Source organism: Vagococcus sp. JNUCC 83 (assembly GCF_053667615.1).
Genome location: NZ_CM132204.1, coordinates 772,867 through 794,970 on the forward strand (window position 1 = coordinate 772,867; position 22,104 = coordinate 794,970).

A 22,104-nucleotide genomic window follows, 5' to 3' on the forward strand; every position below is an offset into this window, starting at 1 on the left:
TGACGAGAAAAACTCAATTAGATATAATATATTGTGAACAGTTTTTTGTTTAATATTACTTTATATAAAAAACGGTTACCAAAAAGTTTGGAGGGAGGGATTTATATGTCAAAAACTGTTGTTCGTAAAAACGAATCATTAGATGACGCTCTTCGTCGCTTCAAACGTTCCGTTTCAAAAACTGGTACTTTACAGGAGTACCGCAAGCGTGAATACTACGAAAAACCAAGTGTTAAACGCAAGAAAAAGTCTGAAGCTGCAAGAAAACGTAAAAAATACTAGTTTTAATGAATGGATCTGATATTATGACTCTATTGAATAGGTTAAACAATGATATCAAAGTAGCGATGAAAGCAAAAGATAAAGAAACGTTATCTGTTTTACGGATGATGAAATCTTCTATTCAAAATGAGGAAATCAAAAAGGGAGATTCTTTATCACCCGATGAAGAATTAACCGTGTTATCTAGAGAGATGAAACAACGTAAAGATTCTTTACAGGAATTTAAGGATGCTGATCGTGATGATCTAGTTGAAAAAGTTTCTGCTGAAATAAAAATTGTTGATCGCTATATGCCTGAACAATTAACTGAAGATGAATTACGTTCAATTATTCAATCTGCTATAGATGAAACAGGTGCGTCATCAATGAAAGATTTCGGAAAAGTAATGGGTGTTGTTATGCCTAAAATTAAAGGAAAAGCTGATGGTCAAACTGTCAACTCTTTAGTAAAAGCAAGCCTAGCATAGGTCATTAAGTTTCTTTATCGTTTGTGTATGAAAAGATTTTTTAGAAGATAGTGATATTTAGTCACTATCTTCTTTTTTATTTAAATGATACTTTTAGTACAACAACCGTCGTTATTTTTTTTATTTGTATATTATGGTATTATTTAGGGTATAAGATAATGAAGGAGCTGTAGTTATTGACGTCAGAAACAACACTAGTTTTTATGTTAGATAAAAATATTGAAAGCAATGATTTGTTTGGTACACATGATAAACACATCAAATTACTAGAGGATTATTTACATGTATCGATTTCTTCGCGAGGAGAAGTTGTTCATTTATCAGGAAGCGTAGAAAATGTTTCTATGGTTCAAGACATATTAACAGCCATACAACAACTTATATTAAGAGGACACAAAATCACAAGTAGCGATTTGCTAACAGCTATTCATCTCGCTAAAAAAGGTCAATTAGACACATTTTTTAGTCTGTATGAACATGCTTTATTAAAGGACAATAAAGGAAACCCAATCAGAGTAAAAAATGATGGACAGAAAAGGTATATAAATGCCATCAAGAAAAATGATGTAACATTTGGTATTGGTCCAGCTGGGACAGGAAAAACATTTTTAGCTGTCGTTATGGCTGTGAGTGCGCTTAAAAAAGGTGAGGTAGAGAAAATTATCTTAACACGACCTGCCGTTGAAGCGGGTGAAAATCTTGGATTTCTTCCTGGAGATTTACAAGAAAAAGTTAATCCATATTTAAGGCCAGTATATGATGCGTTATATCAAATTTTAGGGATGGAGCATACGACACGTTTGATGGATAGGGGAGTAATTGAAATAGCTCCTTTAGCTTATATGAGAGGACGTACGTTAGAAGAAGCGTTTGTCATATTAGATGAAGCTCAAAATACGACAAATGCTCAAATGAAGATGTTTTTAACACGTCTAGGAAATCGTTCTAAAATGATTATCAATGGAGATAAAACCCAGATTGACTTGCCACGTGGGGTAGAAAGTGGGCTTGTTCATGCAGAAAAAATTTTAAGAGGGATTAAAAATATCACATTTATTGAATTTTCAGCTGAAGATGTTGTGAGACATCCGGTTGTTGCTGATATTATTAAGGCGTATGCAGACAACTAAAGGGGAAAAAGGAGTGAGGTAAATGAAAAAAATACAACAAGTACCTAGTTTACTTGGTAAATACTATACACCTCTAATTCTATTTTTGATGTCTTTAATCATGTTTGGTTTAATGTTTGGTAGCGTTAGACAAAAACAAGTAACATATAAAGTTGGTCAACTGTCTAGTGAAACCATTCGTGCAAATAAAACAATTGAGAATAAGAATGAAACTAAGGAAAAACAAAAATTAGCGATGGAAAGCGTGACACCTGAGTACACATATAATCCAGATGTTGAAGCCAAACAAATAGAATATGTCAAAACTATTTTTGACTTAGTAAAGCAAGTAAATGAAACAGCTGAAAAGCAATACACCGATAAAAAAACTAGTACAAAGCCAACAGTTGAAGATAAATTACCCATGCTAAAATCTAATTTTGAAAAGTTTAATCAAAATGATATTGCTTTTTTTCAATCTTTTCCTGACACATTTTATGAGCAATTGCTAGAATTATCTACCAGCGATTTAGATAAATTAGAAAAGTTTGCAGAGGAGACGTTACAAACCATTTTATCTAAACATATTAGAAATTCAACATTACAGGCTGAAAAACAAAATGCTAAAGAATTAGTGCAGTATGATGAATTAGACTCACAAGAGCTAAACTTACTTGTGATGATCTTTGATAAAGCAATCGTTGTCAATGAAGTGGTGAATGATAAGACCACGGAAGCAATGAAAGAGAGCGCAAAAAACAATGTGCTTCCTGTGATGATTTATCAAGGTGAAATTATTGTACGTGAAGGAGAACAGATTGATTCTAAAGCAATGGAGAAAATCAAGTTACTTGGATTAACCAATCAATCGACGTCAACATCTCCCTTACTATCTATGATTTTAGCCATTTTATTACAGGCTATATTAGTGATTTATATTTTGCGCCATTCGCCAAGAGAATTACATGTAAAAAGTGTGACGCTATATGCAATAGCTATCACTGTCAGTGTGCTATTTATGAAGTTGTTATACTTGTTCCAAAAGGATAGTTTAAGTAATGTCTCACTACTATTTCCAGCGGCATTTGGCTCAGTTATTTTATACATGTTCTTAGATAAGCGATGGGGTTTACTAATGGGAATGTTTCAAGCCATTTTTTCTATTTTTATTTTCTATAATTTGGCTGGGACAACTTCACTGTTAGTTATTTCATTATTCTATATGTTTTCTGCATTTGTTTCGACCTTTTTAGTTAATAAACGAATAGGAGCACAGTTAAAAGAAGCTTTCTTTTTACTTATTATCATGCCTATTCTGTTTATGGCAGTATTAGTTATTTATCAAGGATTTAATATTGGTGATAGTCGTTCTATTACTACGCTGTTTATTTCAACAGGTAGTGGGTTATTCTCGTTTATCTTATCCATTGGTTTATACCCATACATTGAACTTCTTTTAACAGATGATAGTGTGATTGTTTTAAACGAGTTAAGTAATCCAAATCAACCATTGTTGAAACAATTGTTGGAAGAAGCACCAGGAACATATCATCATAGTATGATGGTAGCTAGTTTAAGTGCAAATGCTGTGGCGCAAATTGGTGGTAATTCACTCTTAACTCGCGTGGCTAGTTATTATCATGATGTTGGAAAAATAAAACACGCGAACTTTTTCGTTGAAAATTTACCAGATGGCGCAGAAAATCCTCATAATTTCTTGTTACCATCAGATAGTAAAGAAATTATATTCAGTCATGTGACAGATGGTGTGAAAATTTTAAAAGAAGCCGGTATGCCACAATTTGTCATTGATGTATGTCAACAACACCATGGAACCACGTTGATGAAATATTTCTTTATTAAAGAGCAGGAAAGAAACCCAGAAACAACTGAAGAAGCCTTTAGATATCCCGGACCAAAACCACAATCACGTGAAGCCGGAGTCATAAATATTGCAGATAGTGCTGAAGCGGCTGTTAGAGCGATGGATCATCCAACAAATGATAAGATTAAGGAATTTGTTCATAATTTAATTCAATCACGATTGGAAGATGGTCAGTTAAATGAATCAGGCCTAACACTTGATGAAATTGCGATTATTGAGAAATCACTAGTAGATGGCTTGTGTTCAACCTTCCATTCTCGTATTAAATATCCGAAAATGAAATCAGAAGCAGAAAAAATGAAGCAAGAACAAGAAGAAAGAAGGATTTAACTTATGGACTTGGTACTCCTAGATAAAACAGAGTCACTTTCACAAAATCAACTAGACTTTGTGTCAAATATTGTTGAATTTGCAGCAAAAAATGATGCGATACAATTACCTGAAAATACTGAAATGTCAATTACTTTTGTTGATGATGAAGAAATTCATCAAATAAACAAAGAACATCGTCAAAAAGATCGTCCGACTGATGTTATCAGTTTTGCATTAGAAGAAGATGATTTATCTGGTTTTGAATTTGATTTGGAAGAGCTTGGATTACCAAGAAATATCGGTGATTTGTTTATTTCAGTTGATCGAACCAAAGAACAGGCGCAAGAATACAATCATTCATTTGATAGAGAACTTGGATTTTTGGTAGTACACGGATTTCTTCATTTAAATGGCTATGATCACATGAACGAAGAAGATGAGAAAGAGATGTTTGACTTACAAAGAAAGATATTGGATGATTATGGCTTGGAACGATAAGCAAACGGAAAAAAACAGATGTTTTCTTCAATCAGTTGTTCATGCGTTAAATGGGTTCAAAACTGTTGTCAAAGAAGAAAGAAACATGACATACCATTTACTTTTAGGAAGTGGAGCAATTATCTTAGGGTTATTATGTCATCTTTCTTTAAACGAATGGGTATGGCTAGTTTTTGCTATTGTCTTAGTCTTAATGGCTGAAATGATTAATACAGCCTTTGAAGTGTTAGTTGACTTGGTGACAGAAAAAACGTATCATCCATTAGCTAAAAAAGTGAAAGACATGGCTGCGGGAATGGTTCTTATTAGTGCTTTTTTCGCTGTGTTTGTTGGAAGTATCGTATTTTTACCAAAAATAATAGAATGGATTAGGTAATAAGAAAGGACAGTATACATGTCAGAACAAAATTTTAAATCAGGGTTTGTCGCTATTGTTGGGCGACCAAATGTTGGAAAATCAACATTATTAAACAGAATAGTGGCTCAAAAAATTGCTATTATGAGTAATAAAGCTCAAACAACGCGAAATAAAATTCAAGGAATCTATACAACAAAAGAAGCACAAATTGTTTTTATCGACACACCAGGAATTCATAAGCCTAAAAATAAATTAGGTGACTTTATGGTGGAAACAGCTTATAGTGCGTTACGAGAAGTGGATGCTATTTTATTTATGGTAAGTGCAGATATGCCAAGAGGTCGTGGAGATGATTTTATCATTGAGCGTTTAAAAAAAGCTGATGCACCAGTGTATTTAGTCATTAATAAGATTGATACTGTTCATCCAGATGACTTATTACCAATTATTGATGATTATCGTCAAGAATTAGACTTCAAAGAAATAGTACCGATTTCTGCAACAGAAGGAAATAATGTGGAGCGACTACTTGAAACGTTGGTGAATGATATGCCAGAAGGTCCTCAGTTTTTCCCAGAGGATCAAGTAACCGATCATCCAGAATACTTTATTGTGTCAGAACTTATTCGTGAAAAAGTATTGCAGTTAACAGAACAAGAAGTACCCCATTCTGTTGCAGTAGTAACAGAAAGTATGAAACGTGATGATCATGACAAAATCCACATTCAAGCAACAATTATCGTCGAACGAGATAGCCAAAAAGGGATTATTATTGGTAAAGGCGGTAAAATGCTTAAAAATATTGGAACAAAAAGTCGTAAAGATATCGAGAATTTATTAGGCGATAAAGTCTTTTTAGAACTTTGGGTAAAAGTTCAAAAAAATTGGCGAGACAAACGTCGTGATTTACAAAATTACGGCTATAGAGAAACAGATTATTAAACATGGATGTTTCCATGTTTTTTATTCTTTAAGGAGGTGCTGTGGTGAGAGGTCCGCAAGAAGTAAATGGGCTAGTTTTATTTTCTAGGAATTACCGTGAAAGTGATAAATTAGTAAAAATATTTACGGAATCTAGTGGAAAACGAATGTTTTTTGTCCGTCATGCGAATAAAAAGAATAGTCAAATCAACTCAGCTGTTCAACCCTTTACTATGGCAACTTATATTGGTGATTTAAAAGATGAGGGGCTGTCATTTTTAAATTCAGCCAAGGATATTCACCCATTTTTTTCGATTCAACAAGATATTTTTTTGTCAGCTTATGCGACATATATTCTTAATTTAAGTGATGCTGCGATTGATGATAATGTATATGACCCTTTCTTATTTGGTTTTTTAAAAGATTCTTTGACCCTTATTGATGAAGGTTATGACGCAGAAATTATCACTAATATTTTTGAAATTCAACTCCTTCAACGATTTGGCATACAACTTAATTTTACGTCGTGCGCCATTTGTGGGAGCCAAGAAGAGCCTTTTGATTTTTCTGATAAATATCATGGTGTCTTGTGCCAAAAACATTGGTTGATGGATGAACGACGATTTCATTATTCTCCAAGAGCGTTGCATTTTATCAGATTGTTTAATCATATCAGCTTTGAGCAGATAAAAAGTATTAATTTATCTGATAAGACAAAGCAACAAATAAGACAAGTGATTGATTCAATCTATGAAGAGTATGTGGGAATACATCTAAAAAGCAAGAAATTTATTGATGACATGCAAAATTGGCAAGAATTGATTCCAAAACGAGAAAACAAAATTGACAAACAAGACAATACCCATTAAAATAAAGACAACTTATATAGACACGTTGAAAGAACTAAGTAGAAATGTATTGACTAAATGAAGCGAATTTGGGGTAGTGTGAGCCAAGTATTAGTAAACATTTTGAAGGCACTCTGGAGTGTTTGAAATGAAGCTGCCGTGAAAACGGAAGTAGGGTGGAACCGCGAATAGTCGTCCCTATGTTTGATAGATTATTATCAAGCATAGGGGCTTTTTATTATATAAAAAATAGGAGGAGAAACAATGAGTCAAAAATTAACCATACAAGAAATGATTTTAGCTCTACAAAATTATTGGTCAAATCAAGGTTGTATGTTGATGCAAGCATACGATACGGAAAAAGGGGCCGGTACAATGAGTCCGTATACGTTTTTACGTGCGATTGGACCTGAACCTTGGAATGCAGCATATGTTGAACCATCACGTCGACCAGCTGATGGCCGATATGGAGATAATCCAAATCGTTTGTACCAACATCATCAATTTCAAGTAGTGATGAAACCTTCACCAGAAAACATCCAAGAATTATATTTAGATAGTCTAAAGGTATTGGGGATTGACCCATTGCAACACGATATTCGTTTTGTTGAAGATAACTGGGAAAATCCATCAATGGGTTGTGCTGGATTAGGTTGGGAAGTTTGGTTAGATGGCATGGAAATCACTCAGTTTACTTATTTCCAACAAGTGGGTGGATTAGAATGTAAACCTGTCACATCAGAAATTACATATGGATTGGAACGTTTGGCTTCTTATATTCAAGAAGTTGAGAGTGTGTATGAGTTAGAATGGACAAAAGGCGTTAAATATGGCGAAATTTTTGTTCAGCCAGAATATGAACATTCAGTTTATTCATTTGAACAAAGTGACCAAGATTTATTATTATCGTTGTTTAATAGTTATGAGAAGGAAGCAAAACGTGCGATAGAATTAGGTTTGATTCACCCTGCTTATGATTATGTTTTAAAATGTAGTCATATGTTTAACTTACTTGATGCTAGAGGTGCAGTGTCTGTTACTGAAAGAGCTGGATACTTAGCGAGAATTCGTAATATGGCACGTGCATTGGCTAAGGGTTTTGTTGAAGAACGTGAAAAATTAGGATTCCCATTATTAAAAGGATCAGTGGAGGGGGATAACCATGAGTAAACAATTTTTATTAGAAGTAGGACTAGAAGAAGTACCTGCTCATTTAGTAACACCAACATCAAAACAATTTGCTAAAAAAGCGGCAGATTATTTAAATGAAAACCGTGTATCGTTTGACAATATAGAAGTATTTTCTACGCCAAGACGTTTTGCGATTCGTGTTAATGGGCTAGCTGATAAACAAGAAAATATCGAAGAAAAAGCAAAAGGTCCTGCAAAAAAAATTGCACAAGATGCTGATGGCAATTGGACAAAAGCAGCAATAGGTTTTGCAAAAGGTCAAGGTGCCACAACAGAGGATTTATATTTTGAAACAATTAAAGATGTTGAGTATGTCTTTGTTGATAAATTTATTGAAGGACAATCTGTAGAAACTATCTTACCAGGGTTAACTGATGTTGCAGCACACCTAACATTTCCGATTAGTATGACATGGGGAGAAGGGAACTACCGCTTTATCCGTCCAGTACATTGGTTAGTGGCGTTACTTGAAGATAAAATTATCCCTATGTCATTGTTTGGCATCAATAGTTCAAACACATCTCGTGGACATCGTTTCTTAGGAAAAGTTGCGACAATTAATCACTCATCTGATTACGAAACATCTTTAGAAGAGCAATTTGTTATTGTGAATCCTGTGATTCGTCAAGATAAAATTAGTAAACAAATTATAGAGATTGAAGAAGCAAACCAATGGATGATTCCACAAGATGCTGATTTATTAGAAGAGGTTGTTAATTTAGTTGAATACCCTACTGTATTTGTGGGGGATTTCCAAGAAAATTATTTATCTTTACCGTCAGAAGTGTTGATTACATCAATGAAAGAACATCAACGTTATTTTGAAGTATTGGATAATGAGGGTCAATTATTAAATCATTTTGTGTCTGTTAGAAATGGAAACTCTGATTATATTGACAATGTTATAAAAGGAAACGAAAAAGTACTTCAAGCTCGTTTAGAAGATGCGGAGTTTTTCTATGAAGAAGATTTAAAATCATCTATTGAAGATTATGTGCAAAAATTAAAATCAGTGACATTCCATGAAAAAATTGGTTCAATGTATGAAAAAATGCAGCGTGTATCAGCTATTTCTAAGTTAATCGGAACATCTGTTGGATTGAGTGATGCAGAGATGAACGATTTAAAACGTGCCGCACAAATTTATAAATTTGATTTAGTGACATTAATGGTCGATGAATTTCCAGAATTACAAGGAATTATTGGAGAAAAATACGCTAAATTAAAAGGTGAAAGTGACGGTGTTGCGACAGCGATTCGTGAACACTATTTGCCAAAATCAAGTGATGGGGAGTTGCCTGAAACAAACGTAGGAGCTGTGTTAGCTATCGCAGATAAGTCTGACACTTTATTATCTTTCTTTGCAGTTGGTTTAATGCCTAAAGGATCTAATGACCCATACGCGCTAAGAAGACAAGCTTATGGCATCATTCGCATCATTGAAGCCAAAGGTTGGGATTTCCCGATTGTCCGATTACAACAACAAATGAAAGAATTAATCAATAATGATAGTGAACGATTTGGTTTAAGTATTGATTCAGATGATGACGTATTAACAGAATTTATTAAAGGTCGTATGAAACAATGGTTTGGTGGGAAACACATTCGCCACGATATTATTGAAGCGGTATTAGAAAGTCGACAAGAAAACTTGCATACTATGTTTGAAACAGCAGATATACTTGTTAATCATGCCCAAGAAAATGACTTTAGACCAACAATAGAATCATTAACTCGTGTAATTAATTTATCTAATAAGGCTGAAGATGAAGAAATCGGTATTGTTGATCCTGAATTGTTTGAAAATGAATCAGAGAAAAAATTATATGATGCCATTCTTTCAGTTTCTGAAAAAGTTGGTGACTTGACACTTAATGAATTGTATGAAGAGTTACGCAACTTAAATCCATTGATTGAAGCATATTTTGAAGACACAATGGTCATGGCAGAAGATGAAGCTGTTAGAAATAATCGTTTGAATCAATTAAAAATTATTGCTAATATCGCTTTGTCATTTGCTAGTTTAGATCGTTTAATTGTGAAATAGAAAAAGAGTGGGACTTGTAGTGCACCCCAAAAGTTAGACCAAAAAATCTAACTTTTGGGGTGTTTTTTTGTATGTTTTGAAAACTACCTGTTATACGGGTGGTTTTTTCAAAACATACAAAAAAGGAGTAGATTTCTCTACTCCAAAAAGTATAATTTTTAGGGCTCACTACAGTTCCCTTTATTTCTCCAATTAATTATATTTATCGTTTGCTATTTGTTGTTTTACTAAATGATTTCCATGCATCTTTATAGTTCGCATCGGTACCACCAATACCGAATTTAAATGTGCTGTCTTTTGCTCCGTCTGTGGCGTATAGACTGTCAACTTCTTTTGCCCCCTTTAAATTTATTTGTTGGTTATCAACTTTAACTGTTCCAACTTTTTCACCAGTAAATTCGACAACTTTTTCTTTCTTAACAGAAGAATCAAGTGTGAATTTTTCATTAGCTTTAAAAATATCAGGGTTTCTTTGGTAAACATAGTTAGTCATATAAGACCAGTAAACCATGTTTTGTTTATTCCAAGTTGAATTCATTTTTGTATTATCATCATAACCAATCCAACTGCTCATTGTAACACCAGGAGTTGAAGCCGTAAACCAATAATCTTTTTCTAATTCGGATGTTCCTGTTTTTCCAACCCAGTCTGCTCGTGCAAGTGTTGGGTTAACAGATTGTAAAGCTTCTTGTGCTGGTTTCCCTGTTCCGCTTTTTAAAACATCTCTCATCATATCATTCATAATGGAGGCTGTAGCTGGTTTAAAGACTTGGGTTGGTTCTTTAGTATGCTCATAAACAGTTTCGCCTTTTTCATTCGTGATTTTTTCAATGGAGTATCCTTTGTTGTACTCACCTTTGTTAGCTAATGTTGCATAAGCTTCGGTTTCTTCTAAGACAGTTAAACCGTAGTCCGTTCCTCCTAAAGGAATAGATTCTCGGTAAAATTCATCCGGATTTAGTCCAATATTCATTTTGTCAAAGTATTGTTTTGGATCGACATGTTCTAACATATCTTTGTATAAGTTAACTACTGGTATGTTAAGCGACCATTTTAACGATTCTCTGACGGATTTAAAGGAGTTACTTCCTGTGTCAGAATAATTTTTCACTTCTTGACCATTTTTATATTTTAATGGATAATCCGATAATTTTGATTCGGAACCAATGATTCCATTATCAATCGCAGGCGCATAAGCTAATATTGGTTTCATCGTAGAACCAGGAGAACGTCTTGTTTGGAATGCATGGTTATTTTGGTTTTGACTATAATCCCGACCGCCAATAAATCCGTAAATTCTTCCAGTTTGATTGTCCATTAGCACGCTACCGGTTTCAAGTAACTTTCCACTACCATCATCTAGTAGGTAGCCAAAGTTAGCGACGGCATCTTGCATAGCATCATGAGTGTTTTTGTCGATGGTAGAGTGAATGGTATAACCAGAACGACTAATATCTTTTTTTGCCCGTTCAAAGTATTGGTTAAATAGTTCATTGGAAGCATCGATATCTTCTTTTGAGTAACCATCAGCTTCGTAGTAATTTGGCATTAAGACACGTGCAGCTTCATCATATAAGTAAGTATATAAAAATCCATTTTCTGTATCTACTTTAGGACTTGGTGCAATAAAATCTTTTGTTAAATCATAATTTTTTGCAGCTTCATATTCTTCTTTTGTAATGATTTTTTCACGATACATGTTAAATAAAACGTCATTTTTCCTAGTTAATCCAGGTGTTAAATCTTCTTTCAACTGGGCATCGTTAGTGTAGGGTGAATATTCAATCGGACTTTGAGGTAGTCCGGCTAAAAAGGCGGCTTGCGGCAAAGTTACCTCACTGGCATGCACACCAAAAATTCCCAGAGCTGCTTCTTCAATGCCAGCGATATTTTCACCATGATTATTTCGACCAAACGGCGACACATTAAGGTAAGCACTTAATATGTCATCTTTTGACATAAATTTTTCAGTTTTGAGAGCCAACATAATCTCTGATACTTTTCTTCTATAAGATGTTTCATTTGTCAGCACTTGTTGTTTGACTAATTGCTGAGTGATAGTAGACCCACCAGATTTACTTCCAATACCAATTACATCAGATAAGGTTGCTCTAGCAATTGCCTTTGGGACAATACCATGATGTTGATAAAAGTTTTCATCTTCTGTTGATACGAGGGCTTCTTTAATAAAGTTTGAGATATTATCTGATGTTACGTTTGTTCTAATCAAGTCAGATTTTATGACTGAGATGAGCGAACCATCTGCATAGGTTATGCTGGATTGTTGATCTAAATCAGAAATTTTTTTTGTTAAATCTTCTTTATCAGGAACGTCAACAGTTTTGGCTAGGGATGCAAAATAGCCAATACCAGTTCCGATGCCAAGTGTACCTACTGCTAGGATAATAATAATGGCTACTATAAACAATGACCGTAACACTCTGTATGTAACATTGACGACAAAGGGCCAATGATGCTGTGTTTCGGTTGAACTTATTTGATTTTCTTCCTCAATTGGACCATCAAACTTATTGTCCTCATTCAATTTATCACCTCATCTAAAATAATGTGCTCAATTATATTATTTTACAATTATTTATTATACTTAGTCAAATTGTTTTATTTTTCAATGATAAAAATGGTATTTTCATCTTTCTTTTATGAATTGAATAGGTTAAGATTAAAGATGAATAAAAATAAGGAGGAACTAATATGACAACGAGTTTTTTATCAGAATTAAAGGATCGTGGTCTGGTCTATCAAATGACTGACGAAAAAGCATTAGAAAAATTATTGAATGAAGAGTCTGTTAAGTTGTATATTGGTTTTGATCCGACAGCAGATAGTTTACACATCGGTCATTTATTACCAGTATTAACGTTAAAACGATTTCAAGAAAGAGGACATGTTCCTGTAGCACTTGTCGGTGGAGGAACAGGAATGATTGGAGATCCGTCATTTAAAGATGCTGAACGCAGTTTAAACTCTACAGAAATTGTCCAATCTTGGGCAAATAGTCTAAAAAATCAATTATCTCGTTTTATTAATTTTGAGGATAATATTAATCCAGCAATTTTAGCGAACAATGCTGATTGGTTAACAAATATAACTATGATTGATTTCTTAAGAGATGTTGGTAAAAACTTTACAATTAATTATATGATGAGTAAAGAGAGTGTGAAACGTCGTATTGAAACTGGAATTTCTTATACAGAATTTGCTTACCAATTACTTCAAGCATATGATTTCTTAAAATTATATGAGACTGAAGGCGTAAAACTTCAATTAGGTGGTAGTGATCAGTGGGGAAATATTACATCTGGAATTGAGTTGTTACGTCGTGAAAAAGAAGTCCAAGGATATGGTTTAACCATGCCATTAATTAAAAAAGCTGACGGAACAAAATTTGGTAAAACAGAAGGAAATGCTGTGTGGCTAGATGCTGATAAGACATCTCCATATGAATTTTACCAGTTTTGGTTGAATACAGATGATCGCGATGCCATTCAATTCTTAAAATATTTTACATTTTTATCATTAGATGAGATAGCTGAAATTGAAAAAGAATTTAATGAATCACCTCATGAAAGAGCGGCGCAAAAAGCTTTGGCTAAAGAAGTTACTATCTTAGTACATGGTGAGCAAGCGTATGAACAAGCTGTCAAAATTTCCAAAGCATTGTTTAGTGGAGACATCAAAGAATTGACTGGTGAGGAAATTAAACAAGGATTTAAAGATGTTCCTAGTTATGAAGTAACAACTAGTGATGATTTAAATCTAGTGGAATTACTTGTGAATTCTGGAATTGAATCATCAAAACGTCAAGCACGTGAAGATGTGCAGAATGGTGCTATTTATATTAATGGTGACAGAATTCAAGAATTAGATTATGTATTATCTGATCAAGATAAAATTGAGAATGAATTTATTGTTGTCCGACGTGGAAAGAAAAAATATTTTCTTTTAAAATTTTAAGTAATTTTCGTCAATAGTGTCTTCATTTAACTTAAGAAAAAATGATGGTAAACATCTTTTTTTCTTAAGTTTTTTCTTTTTTTAACTAGATAATATAGAGAGAATAATGATAAATAAGTACTTCATTATTTTATTTAATAATCTTTATTAAATAAAATGTTTTAAAAAAAACATTCATTTTAATAAAGTTTTCAGAAATTTTCATTTAAGAAACCTTTACAACTATAAAGTTTTGAGTATATAATTAATTCTTAATAGAAATAAATTAGTTTTTAATGAGAAATGATGGTTATTTATCATCATGATGTAAGAAAGGAGTTTTAACAATGATTACATTTAAAAATGTAGAAAAATATTACGGGGAGTTTCATGCGTTAAAAGATATTAATTTAACCATAGAGACAGGCGAAGTGGTTGTTGTATTAGGTCCTTCAGGATCAGGGAAAAGTACGATGTTACGTTGTATCAATGCGTTAGAGGAAATCACTACAGGTGAATTGATTGTAGACGGGACAAATATTTTTGATCCAAAAACTAATTTAAATGAGGTAAGAAAGAACTTAGGGATGGTATTTCAGTCTTTTAATTTATATGCCAATATGACCGTGCTAGAAAATGTCACTCTAGCACCAATTAAAGTATTAGGCTTAGATAAACAATCGGCTAATGAACGAGCAGAAAAGTTATTAAAACGTGTGGGGATGTTTGATAAAAAAGACTCTTATCCATCCCAACTATCAGGTGGTCAACAACAACGTGTGGCGATTGCTAGAAGTTTAGCTATGACACCTGATTACATGTTATTTGATGAACCAACGTCAGCACTTGACCCAGAGATGGTAGGAGAAGTGTTAGATGTTATGAAATCATTAGCAAAAGATTCTGGTATGACGATGGTTGTCGTGACTCATGAGATGGGATTTGCTAGAGAAGTAGCTGATCGAGTGATATTTATGGCTGATGGCGAAATTTTAGAAGACCGTGAGTCAGAAGCTTTCTTTGATGATCCTAAAGATGAGAGAGCAAAACAGTTTTTAAGTAAAATTATTAGTCATTAGGAGGAAAGGCGTATGAAAAGAAAGTACGGTGTTTACATTATGTCAGTCTTCCTTGCATTTATTTTTTTACTTGGAGGATGCGGGGCTAAGAGTGTCTCTGAAATGAATGTATTAGATAAGATTAAAGAAAAAGATAAAATGGTTTGGGGTGTGAAATACGATACCAAGCTTTTCGGTTTGATGAATATTGAGAAAAGAGAAGTTGAGGGATTTGATATTGATATTGCAAAAGAAATCACTAAACGTTTATTAGGTGATGAGAAAAAAGCTGAATTTGTTGAGGTAACCTCAAAAACAAGAATCCCATTACTAAAAAATGGAAACATTGATGCCATTATAGCAACTATGACTATTAGTGATGAACGGAAAAAACAGGTTGATTTCTCTGATGTTTATTTTGATGCTGGACAATCATTACTCGTAAAAAAAGGGAGTGACATAAAAAGCGTCGATGATTTAACAAAAGATAAAATAGTCTTAGCTGTAAAAGGTTCAACTTCTGCCATTAATGTGAAGAAAAAAGCGCCAGATGTCAAAGTATTAGAGTTAGAAAACTATGCTGAAGCGTTCACTGCTCTTCAATCAGGACAAGGAGATGCAATGACCACGGACAATAGTATACTTTTAGGGATGGCTTCAGAGAATCCTGATTACGAGCTAGTCGGTGGTAATTTTACCAAAGAGCCATATGGTATTGCGTTTAATAAGGGTCAAACACAACTTGTTAAAGAAGTTAATAGTATCTTAGCAGACATGCATCAAGATGGGACATACGACAAAATTTATAAAAAATGGATTAAAGACTAACAGGCAAAGGAGATGAGAACATGTTAGAAATTTGGAATAACTACCATCAAGATATTTTAGCTGGATTAAAAGTCACGCTGACAGCTAGTATTATTGCATTGATATGTAGTTTGATTATTGGGACGATTATGGCGATGCTACAAGTTTCCACTAAAAAATGGGTTAAAAAAATAGGAAATATATATGTTAACTTTTTTCGGAATATTCCCCTATTGATCGTCGTGATGTTTTTCTTCGTTGTTTTACCTTTATATGGGTTTAAATTTGATGGCATTACTTCAGGGACAATTGGTTTAACTCTTTATACGTCAGCTTTTATTGCAGACACTGTTAGATCTGGTATAGAAGCTGTATCAAAGGGACAAAAAGAAGCGGGAATGTCACAAGGACTTAGTTACATTCAAATCATGTTTTACATCGTGTTGCCTCAAGCATTTAAAATTTCGCTACCGTCATTAGGAAATCAGTTTATCAACCTAGTAAAAAATTCATCTATACTAGCTATGGTTACCGGAGCAGACTTAATGTATGCTGGAGATTTAATTGCTAGCACAACATTTAATACACTAGGAACATATACACTGATTGGTTTAATTTATTTATTAATGACCATGCCTTTATCTTACTTGATGAGATATATTGAAACACGAGTTGCAACAAACTAAAAAGGAGTGAATCACATGAATTTTGCTCAAGCATTAACGTTACCAAATTTAAGATTTATTTTTGATGGCTTGCTTGTCACAATCGAGGTAGCCGTCATTTCGATTATACTGAGTTTTATCATTGGTGGTATTTTAGGGGTCATTCGTTTTTTGAGAATCCCCTTCCTGTCAAAAATCGTTGGTTTGATTGTTGATATTATTAGAAATTTACCTCTATTATTAATCATTTTCTTTACTTATTTTGCGCTACCACAAATCGGTATACAGTTTAGTATTTTTTGGTCAGCTGTTGTTGCCTTAACGATATTTGAGTCTGCGATGTTGTCAGAAATTATTCGTGGAGGAATTGAAGCTGTACCTAAAGGTCAAATGGAAGCTGGGCGTTCAACTGGTCTTAACATTATTCAAACAATGTACTATATTGTGTTGCCGCAAGGAATAAAGTTAATGGTGCCGCCGCTTGTTAGTCAATTTGTATCATTAATTCGTGATACATCACTTGCTGTAGTGATATCATTGCCTGAGCTGACACATAATTCTAAAATTATTTACGCTCAGTACCCAAGCACTGTTTTAGTGATGTTTATTGTGATGACCGTTTGTTATTTTGTTATTTGTTATTCATTGTCAAGTTTTGCAAAACGGTTTGAATTAAATTATCAAAAATAATCGGACAATTGTGTTCGGTTATTTTTTTAGGCAATTATCTTGTAGTCGATTAAATAAAACGCTACAATTTATAAAGTAAGTTAATAGGAAATGAGGAATTATGTTATGTTATTAGGGTCTCACGTGAGTATGAGTGGCAAAGAGATGTTACTTGGTTCAGCAAAACAGTCAGTAGAGTACGGGGCATCGACATTTATGATTTATACAGGTGCACCTCAAAATACACGAAGAAAGCCAGTTGAAGAGTTAAACATTGAAGCAGGACAAGCATTTATGGTTGATAATAATTTAGATGTGGCTAAAATAGTGGTTCACGCACCATATATTATTAATCTTGGTAATACAACTAAACCGCAAAATTTTGGCTTTGCGGTAGATTTTCTGCGTCAAGAAATTGAGCGAGTTTCTGCTATTGGTGCAACACAAATAACGATGCACCCTGGCGCCCACGTTGGTGCTGGAGTTGATGCTGGGATTAACCAAATCATTAGAGGGCTAAATGAAGTACTGACATCAGATCAAACACCACAAATCGCTTTAGAAACCATGGCAGGTAAAGGAACTGAAATTGGCCGTTCATTTGAAGAAATTGCGCGAATTATTGATGGGGTGACACATAATGAAAAATTATCAGTCACACTTGATACTTGTCATATTAATGATGCTGGATACAATGTTCGTGAAGATTTTGATGGTGTGCTAGCAGAGTTTGACAAAATCATAGGATTGGATAGATTAAAAGTGATTCATGTGAATGATTCTAAAAATGATCAAGGTTCTCATAAAGATCGCCATGCTAATATCGGGTTTGGGACTATTGGTTTTGACGCATTAAATTATGTGGTTCATCATGATCAATTAAAAGAATTACCTAAGATTTTGGAAACACCTTTTGTTGGTGATGATAAGAAAACAGCTAAAGCACCATACTACCATGAGATAAAAATGTTGAAAGAAGGAAAATTTAATCCTAATTTACTCATAGATATTGAAAATAATGCCTAATTTTGTTAAAAGACTCTTTTCATTAGCGTTGTTTTCTAGTACAATTACATATTGTGGAGTAGATTAATTGGAGGAAGGAGCGTCGAAAAGATGAATACTGGATTAGCTATTTTATTCATTATTATTGCCCTATTATTAGGAGCAGTCGGTGGATTCTTTTTAGCAAAGAAAACATTTGAAGATCAATTACAGAAAAATCCTCCCGTTAATGAGGATATGTTGCGTATGATGATGTCACAGATGGGACAAAAACCATCAGAGAAAAAAATACGTCAAATGATGCAAAACATGACAGCACAAAATAACAAAAAGAAAAAATAAGTTGTTTTGTTTTGGAATGAATAAAAACATAAAAAACGGGTGCTTTTTCGCACCTGTTTTTTTTATGGAAAAAAGGAGTGACTAACTTGAGCGTTTTTAAAAAACTAGCTTGGTTTTTCAAAGAGGAAAAGAAAAACTACATTATTGGTGTAGGGGCATTAATTTTAGTGGCTATTATTCAATTATTACCACCAAGAGTGATAGGGATAGTGGTCGATTCAATTGCTGACAAAACATTAACAAAACAGAAATTATTATTTTGGGTAAGTTTATTGGTTGTTGCAGCGATTGTTGTTTATTTATTACGTTATGTCTGGAGGACGCATATATGGGGCGGTGCAGCTCGACTAGAAAAAAGAATGAGAAAAAGATTGTTTCATCACTTCACTAAAATGGATCAAACGTTTTATCAACGCTATCGTACAGGAGATTTGATGGCACACGCTACAAATGATTTGAATGCTATCCAAAACGTCGCAGGTGGTGGGATTTTAACTTTTGCGGATGCATTTATTACTGGGGCAATTACAGTAATCGCAATGATAATTTTTATTGATTGGCGTTTGACATTACTTGCTTTACTACCATTCCCTTTACTAGCAGTATTGTCTAGTAAACTTGGCGATAAATTGCATGGAGCATTTAAAGAGTCGCAAGATGCTTTTTCTCGTTTAAATGATAAAACACAAGAGACAATTACTGGTATTAAAGTCATTAAAACATTTGGTCAAGAAAAAGAAGAAATAGAAGATTTTAAAGAAAAAGTTGATTATTCGGTTAGAAAGAATAATCGTGTGAACTTTTTGGATGCTTTATTTGATCCATTAATTACTATTATAATTGGGTTAAGTTATATTATCTCGATTTCATTAGGTGGGTATTTAGTTAAAACAGGTAGTATTTCTATTGGTCAATTAATCTCATTCTTTAATTATATTGGGATGTTGGTTTGGCCGATGTTCGCAATAGGTCGTTTCTTTAACATACTACAACGCGGTAATGCAAGTTATGACCGCGTGAACGAATTATTAAGTGAAAAGTCAGCGATTGTGGAAATGAAAACAGGGGTACAGGAACCAGCAAAAGGAGATATTCATTACCATATTGAGTCATTTAATTACCCAGAGGATGAGACAGTTGCCTTAGAAAATATTGATTTTACATTGCATGAAGGAGATACTCTAGGCATTGTTGGGAAAACAGGTGCAGGTAAAACGACATTATTGAAACTTTTAATGCGTGAATACGATGATTATAATGGCGAAATATTATTTGGTGATAATAAAATTCAGCATTATACACTAGATGCTTTATTGCATTCTATTGGTTATGTTCCGCAAGATCATTTTCTTTTCTCAATGACAGTAAGAGACAACATTCGATTTGGTCGCCCAAAAGCAACGCAAGAATTAGTCGAAAAAATTGCTAAACAAGCAGCTGTTCATGAGGATATTTTAGGTTTTTCTAAAGGATATGACACAATGGTTGGTGAGCGTGGTGTTTCTTTATCAGGGGGACAAAAGCAACGTATATCAATTGCCAGAGCTTTACTGACAGAGCCAGAGTTACTGATTTTGGACGACGCTTTATCAGCAGTTGATGCAAAGACGGAAGAACTTATTCTATCTGGTTTAAAAGAAACAAGACAAAATAAAACGACAATCATTACGACACACAGATTAAGTAGTGTGAAACATGCGAAAGAAATTATCGTGATCGACGAAGGAAAAATTATTGAGCGTGGCACACATAGTGAATTGATTGCCTTAAATGGTTGGTACAAGAGAATGTACGACCATCAACAACTGGAACAAAAAATAGAAGGGGGGATAAGTTAATGGAAGAAGAGCAATCAGCATGGTCCAAATCATTTACGATGAAAGAACAAAAAGATATCGTCAAACGATTGATATCTTTTGCAAAACCGTTTCGGAAATACTTTTATGGCTCTTTAATTTTTGCTGTATTACTTGCAGTAGTTAATATTATCTTGCCTAAAATCTTACAGGTTTTTATGGATAATCATTTAACTGATACAAACGTTGCAACCAAAACGATTCTTTATTTTGCTGGTCTATACGGATTAGGAACATTGTTTAAAGCCATTGTTTGGTTTGGCCAGTGGATTTTATATTACAAAGGGTCATTGCAAACATATCAATCCATTCGAGTAAAATTATTTTCTAAATTACAAACAATGGGGATGCGTTATTTTGACCAAACACCAGCAGGATCGATTGTTTCTCGTGTAACCAACGATACAGAGACGTTATTTGATTTTTGGTTAGTGTTCTTAATGGTATTATCAGCTTTATTTGGTATTGTTGCTTCATTTATTGCGATGGCGACGATTAATATTCAATTAATGTTTGCTTGTTTATTATTTTTCCCAATACTTCTTATAATTATTTGGTATTATCAAAAATTTAGTTCTAAAATTTACCGTGGCATGCGCGAGAGATTAAGTCAACTCAATACGAAATTAAATGAGTCCATTTCAGGTATGCAAATCGTTCAGTATTTTAGACAAGAAGATCGATTGGAAGAAGAATTTGAAGAAAATAATAATGATTACTTAAAAACAAAATATGCGATGATTCGTACAAATTCACTACTTCTTGCACCAATTATTAACTTATTATTTGCGTTGGCAACGGCAATGATACTAGCATTTTTTGGATTTAAGTCATTTAACTCGCTAGTTGAAGTCGGCATGATTTATGCGTTTATTTCATACGTGCAACAATTTTTTAATCCAATGACACAAATGATGGACTTTTTAAGTACGTTTCAAGATGGATTAGTGGCAGGTAGCCGAATCATGCGTATTATAGATCATGAAGAGTTAGTTCCTCAACAAAATGAAGGAGCTAACGCGACAATCACTAATGCAAAAATCGAATTTAGAAATGTGAGCTTTTCATACGATGGAAAAAATAATGTTTTAAATAATATTAGTTTTGTAGCCAACCCTGGTGAAACAGTGGCATTGGTTGGACATACTGGTAGTGGAAAAAGCTCCATTATTAATGTGTTAATGCGTTTTTACGAATTTTATGATGGTGAGATTTTAATTGATGATGTGAATATAAAAGATTACCCAATGGATGAATTGCGCGAGAAGATGGGGTTAGTATTACAAGATGCCTTTATGTTTTATGGTGATATTTCAAGTAATATTCGCCTATTAAATCAATCAATTACAGATGAACAAATTGTTCAGGCAGCAGAGTTTGTTCAGGCAGATAAATTTATAGAAACATTACCTAAAAAATATCATGCACCTGTATTAGAAGGGGGATCAAGTTTTTCATCGGGTCAGAGACAGTTGATCTCCTTTGCAAGAACGATTGTAACTGATCCAAAAATTCTTGTGTTAGATGAAGCAACAGCTAACATTGACACTGAAACTGAGACACTGATTCAAGAAGGACTTGAAAAAATGAGAAAAGGTCGCACAACGATTGCGATAGCTCATAGGCTATCAACTATCAAAGACGCAAACCTTATTTTAGTGCTTGAAAAAGGACACATTGTTGAAAAAGGAACACACGATGAGTTGATCCAAAAAGAAGGATTGTACTATGATATGTACCGATTACAAAATAATCAAATTTAACTTTGAACAGATGGTTAGGCCGATAATTGTGGTCTGCCATCTGTTTTTATTTAGACAACTAATAAAT

20 protein-coding genes are annotated in these 22,104 nt (G+C 33.7%); 19 read left to right on the forward strand and 1 reads right to left on the reverse strand.

Annotation, left to right across the window (positions count from 1 at the left end):
• The first annotated feature begins 105 nt into the window (after positions 1 to 105).
• The 10 genes from rpsU (at position 106) to glyS (ending at position 9,918) form a co-directional block, all read left to right on the forward strand.
• Positions 106 to 282 carry a 30S ribosomal protein S21 gene (gene rpsU, locus JNUCC83_RS03635; RefSeq protein WP_071456767.1) on the forward strand — a complete coding sequence of 59 codons (177 nt, stop codon included), beginning with the start codon at positions 106 to 108 and terminating at the stop codon, positions 280 to 282.
• 23 nt (positions 283 to 305) lie between these two features.
• Positions 306 to 749, forward strand: a complete 444-nt coding sequence (locus JNUCC83_RS03640) for a GatB/YqeY domain-containing protein (RefSeq protein WP_454460868.1) — start codon at positions 306 to 308, stop codon at positions 747 to 749.
• 176 nt (positions 750 to 925) lie between these two features.
• Positions 926 to 1,879, forward strand: coding sequence for a PhoH family protein (locus tag JNUCC83_RS03645; protein WP_454460869.1), 954 nt, complete (start codon positions 926 to 928; stop codon positions 1,877 to 1,879).
• A gap of 22 nt (positions 1,880 to 1,901) precedes the next feature.
• The gene (locus JNUCC83_RS03650; protein WP_454460870.1) at positions 1,902 to 4,073 is read left to right on the forward strand and encodes an HD family phosphohydrolase; all 2,172 of its coding nucleotides are present in this window, start codon (positions 1,902 to 1,904) and stop codon (positions 4,071 to 4,073) included.
• Between the two features lie 3 nt (positions 4,074 to 4,076).
• The gene (ybeY, locus tag JNUCC83_RS03655; protein WP_454460871.1) at positions 4,077 to 4,553 is read left to right on the forward strand and encodes an rRNA maturation RNase YbeY; all 477 of its coding nucleotides are present in this window, start codon (positions 4,077 to 4,079) and stop codon (positions 4,551 to 4,553) included.
• Positions 4,537 to 4,929, forward strand: coding sequence for a diacylglycerol kinase family protein (locus JNUCC83_RS03660; RefSeq protein ID WP_454461322.1), 393 nt, complete (start codon positions 4,537 to 4,539; stop codon positions 4,927 to 4,929). The genes ybeY and JNUCC83_RS03660 overlap by 17 nt, the downstream gene beginning before the upstream one ends.
• Before the next feature lie 18 nt (positions 4,930 to 4,947).
• A complete protein-coding gene (era, locus tag JNUCC83_RS03665) occupies positions 4,948 to 5,853 on the forward strand; it encodes a GTPase Era (protein ID WP_454460872.1) in 906 nt (301 codons plus the stop codon).
• A 44-nt stretch (positions 5,854 to 5,897) separates the two neighbouring features.
• On the forward strand, positions 5,898 to 6,701 hold the full coding sequence (gene recO / locus JNUCC83_RS03670) for a DNA repair protein RecO (RefSeq protein WP_454460873.1): 804 nt from the start codon (positions 5,898 to 5,900) through the stop codon (positions 6,699 to 6,701).
• A 243-nt stretch (positions 6,702 to 6,944) separates the two neighbouring features.
• Entirely contained in the window at positions 6,945 to 7,850 is a 906-nt protein-coding gene (gene glyQ / locus JNUCC83_RS03675; protein WP_454460874.1) for a glycine--tRNA ligase subunit alpha, read from the forward strand.
• Positions 7,843 to 9,918: a glycine--tRNA ligase subunit beta gene (gene glyS, locus JNUCC83_RS03680; RefSeq protein ID WP_454460875.1), complete on the forward strand. Its 2,076-nt coding sequence runs from the start codon at positions 7,843 to 7,845 to the stop codon at positions 9,916 to 9,918. Before glyQ ends, glyS begins: the two co-directional genes overlap by 8 nt.
• Before the next feature lie 202 nt (positions 9,919 to 10,120).
• On the opposite strand, the gene JNUCC83_RS03685 is transcribed toward glyS, so the two are convergent.
• A complete protein-coding gene (locus tag JNUCC83_RS03685; RefSeq protein ID WP_454460876.1) occupies positions 10,121 to 12,463 on the reverse strand; it encodes a transglycosylase domain-containing protein in 2,343 nt (780 codons plus the stop codon).
• Positions 12,464 to 12,630: 167 nt separating this feature from the next.
• Between JNUCC83_RS03685 and tyrS the strand changes: the two genes are divergently transcribed.
• The 9 genes from tyrS to JNUCC83_RS03730 all read left to right on the forward strand — a co-directional run bounded on the left by tyrS (position 12,631) and on the right by JNUCC83_RS03730 (position 22,037).
• Entirely contained in the window at positions 12,631 to 13,893 is a 1,263-nt protein-coding gene (gene tyrS, locus JNUCC83_RS03690; protein ID WP_454460877.1) for a tyrosine--tRNA ligase, read from the forward strand.
• Between the two features lie 326 nt (positions 13,894 to 14,219).
• Positions 14,220 to 14,951 carry an amino acid ABC transporter ATP-binding protein gene (locus JNUCC83_RS03695; RefSeq protein ID WP_454460878.1) on the forward strand — a complete coding sequence of 244 codons (732 nt, stop codon included), beginning with the start codon at positions 14,220 to 14,222 and terminating at the stop codon, positions 14,949 to 14,951.
• A gap of 12 nt (positions 14,952 to 14,963) precedes the next feature.
• Positions 14,964 to 15,758, forward strand: a complete 795-nt coding sequence (locus JNUCC83_RS03700; RefSeq protein WP_454460879.1) for a transporter substrate-binding domain-containing protein — start codon at positions 14,964 to 14,966, stop codon at positions 15,756 to 15,758.
• Between the two features lie 20 nt (positions 15,759 to 15,778).
• On the forward strand, positions 15,779 to 16,423 hold the full coding sequence (locus JNUCC83_RS03705; protein ID WP_454460880.1) for an amino acid ABC transporter permease: 645 nt from the start codon (positions 15,779 to 15,781) through the stop codon (positions 16,421 to 16,423).
• Between the two features lie 15 nt (positions 16,424 to 16,438).
• Complete coding sequence (locus tag JNUCC83_RS03710) at positions 16,439 to 17,092, forward strand: amino acid ABC transporter permease (RefSeq protein ID WP_454460881.1); 654 nt, start codon at positions 16,439 to 16,441, stop codon at positions 17,090 to 17,092.
• Between the two features lie 105 nt (positions 17,093 to 17,197).
• The gene (locus JNUCC83_RS03715) at positions 17,198 to 18,097 is read left to right on the forward strand and encodes a deoxyribonuclease IV (RefSeq protein WP_454460882.1); all 900 of its coding nucleotides are present in this window, start codon (positions 17,198 to 17,200) and stop codon (positions 18,095 to 18,097) included.
• Positions 18,098 to 18,187: 90 nt separating this feature from the next.
• On the forward strand, positions 18,188 to 18,418 hold the full coding sequence (locus tag JNUCC83_RS03720; RefSeq protein WP_454460883.1) for a YneF family protein: 231 nt from the start codon (positions 18,188 to 18,190) through the stop codon (positions 18,416 to 18,418).
• Positions 18,419 to 18,504: 86 nt separating this feature from the next.
• Entirely contained in the window at positions 18,505 to 20,256 is a 1,752-nt protein-coding gene (locus JNUCC83_RS03725; RefSeq protein ID WP_454460884.1) for an ABC transporter ATP-binding protein, read from the forward strand.
• Positions 20,256 to 22,037 carry an ABC transporter ATP-binding protein gene (locus JNUCC83_RS03730; RefSeq protein WP_454460885.1) on the forward strand — a complete coding sequence of 594 codons (1,782 nt, stop codon included), beginning with the start codon at positions 20,256 to 20,258 and terminating at the stop codon, positions 22,035 to 22,037. The genes JNUCC83_RS03725 and JNUCC83_RS03730 overlap by 1 nt, the downstream gene beginning before the upstream one ends.
• The last annotated feature ends 67 nt before the right edge of the window (positions 22,038 to 22,104 follow it).

Bases quoted from the DNA above. Each gene is read 5' to 3' on its own strand.
- tyrS (WP_454460877.1), top strand. From the start codon at position 12,631: ATGACAACGAGTTTTTTATCAGAATTAAAGGATCGTGGTCTGGTCTAT.
- JNUCC83_RS03720 (WP_454460883.1), top strand. From the start codon at position 18,188: ATGAATACTGGATTAGCTATTTTATTCATTATTATTGCCCTATTATTA.
- JNUCC83_RS03660 (WP_454461322.1), top strand. From the start codon at position 4,537: ATGGCTTGGAACGATAAGCAAACGGAAAAAAACAGATGTTTTCTTCAA.
- JNUCC83_RS03730 (WP_454460885.1), top strand. From the start codon at position 20,256: ATGGAAGAAGAGCAATCAGCATGGTCCAAATCATTTACGATGAAAGAA.
- JNUCC83_RS03700 (WP_454460879.1), top strand. From the start codon at position 14,964: ATGAAAAGAAAGTACGGTGTTTACATTATGTCAGTCTTCCTTGCATTT.
- glyS (WP_454460875.1), top strand. From the start codon at position 7,843: ATGAGTAAACAATTTTTATTAGAAGTAGGACTAGAAGAAGTACCTGCT.
- JNUCC83_RS03710 (WP_454460881.1), top strand. From the start codon at position 16,439: ATGAATTTTGCTCAAGCATTAACGTTACCAAATTTAAGATTTATTTTT.
- JNUCC83_RS03705 (WP_454460880.1), top strand. From the start codon at position 15,779: ATGTTAGAAATTTGGAATAACTACCATCAAGATATTTTAGCTGGATTA.
- glyQ (WP_454460874.1), top strand. From the start codon at position 6,945: ATGAGTCAAAAATTAACCATACAAGAAATGATTTTAGCTCTACAAAAT.
- JNUCC83_RS03640 (WP_454460868.1), top strand. From the start codon at position 306: ATGACTCTATTGAATAGGTTAAACAATGATATCAAAGTAGCGATGAAA.
- ybeY (WP_454460871.1), top strand. From the start codon at position 4,077: ATGGACTTGGTACTCCTAGATAAAACAGAGTCACTTTCACAAAATCAA.
- JNUCC83_RS03695 (WP_454460878.1), top strand. From the start codon at position 14,220: ATGATTACATTTAAAAATGTAGAAAAATATTACGGGGAGTTTCATGCG.
- JNUCC83_RS03650 (WP_454460870.1), top strand. From the start codon at position 1,902: ATGAAAAAAATACAACAAGTACCTAGTTTACTTGGTAAATACTATACA.
- rpsU (WP_071456767.1), top strand. From the start codon at position 106: ATGTCAAAAACTGTTGTTCGTAAAAACGAATCATTAGATGACGCTCTT.
- JNUCC83_RS03715 (WP_454460882.1), top strand. From the start codon at position 17,198: ATGTTATTAGGGTCTCACGTGAGTATGAGTGGCAAAGAGATGTTACTT.
- era (WP_454460872.1), top strand. From the start codon at position 4,948: ATGTCAGAACAAAATTTTAAATCAGGGTTTGTCGCTATTGTTGGGCGA.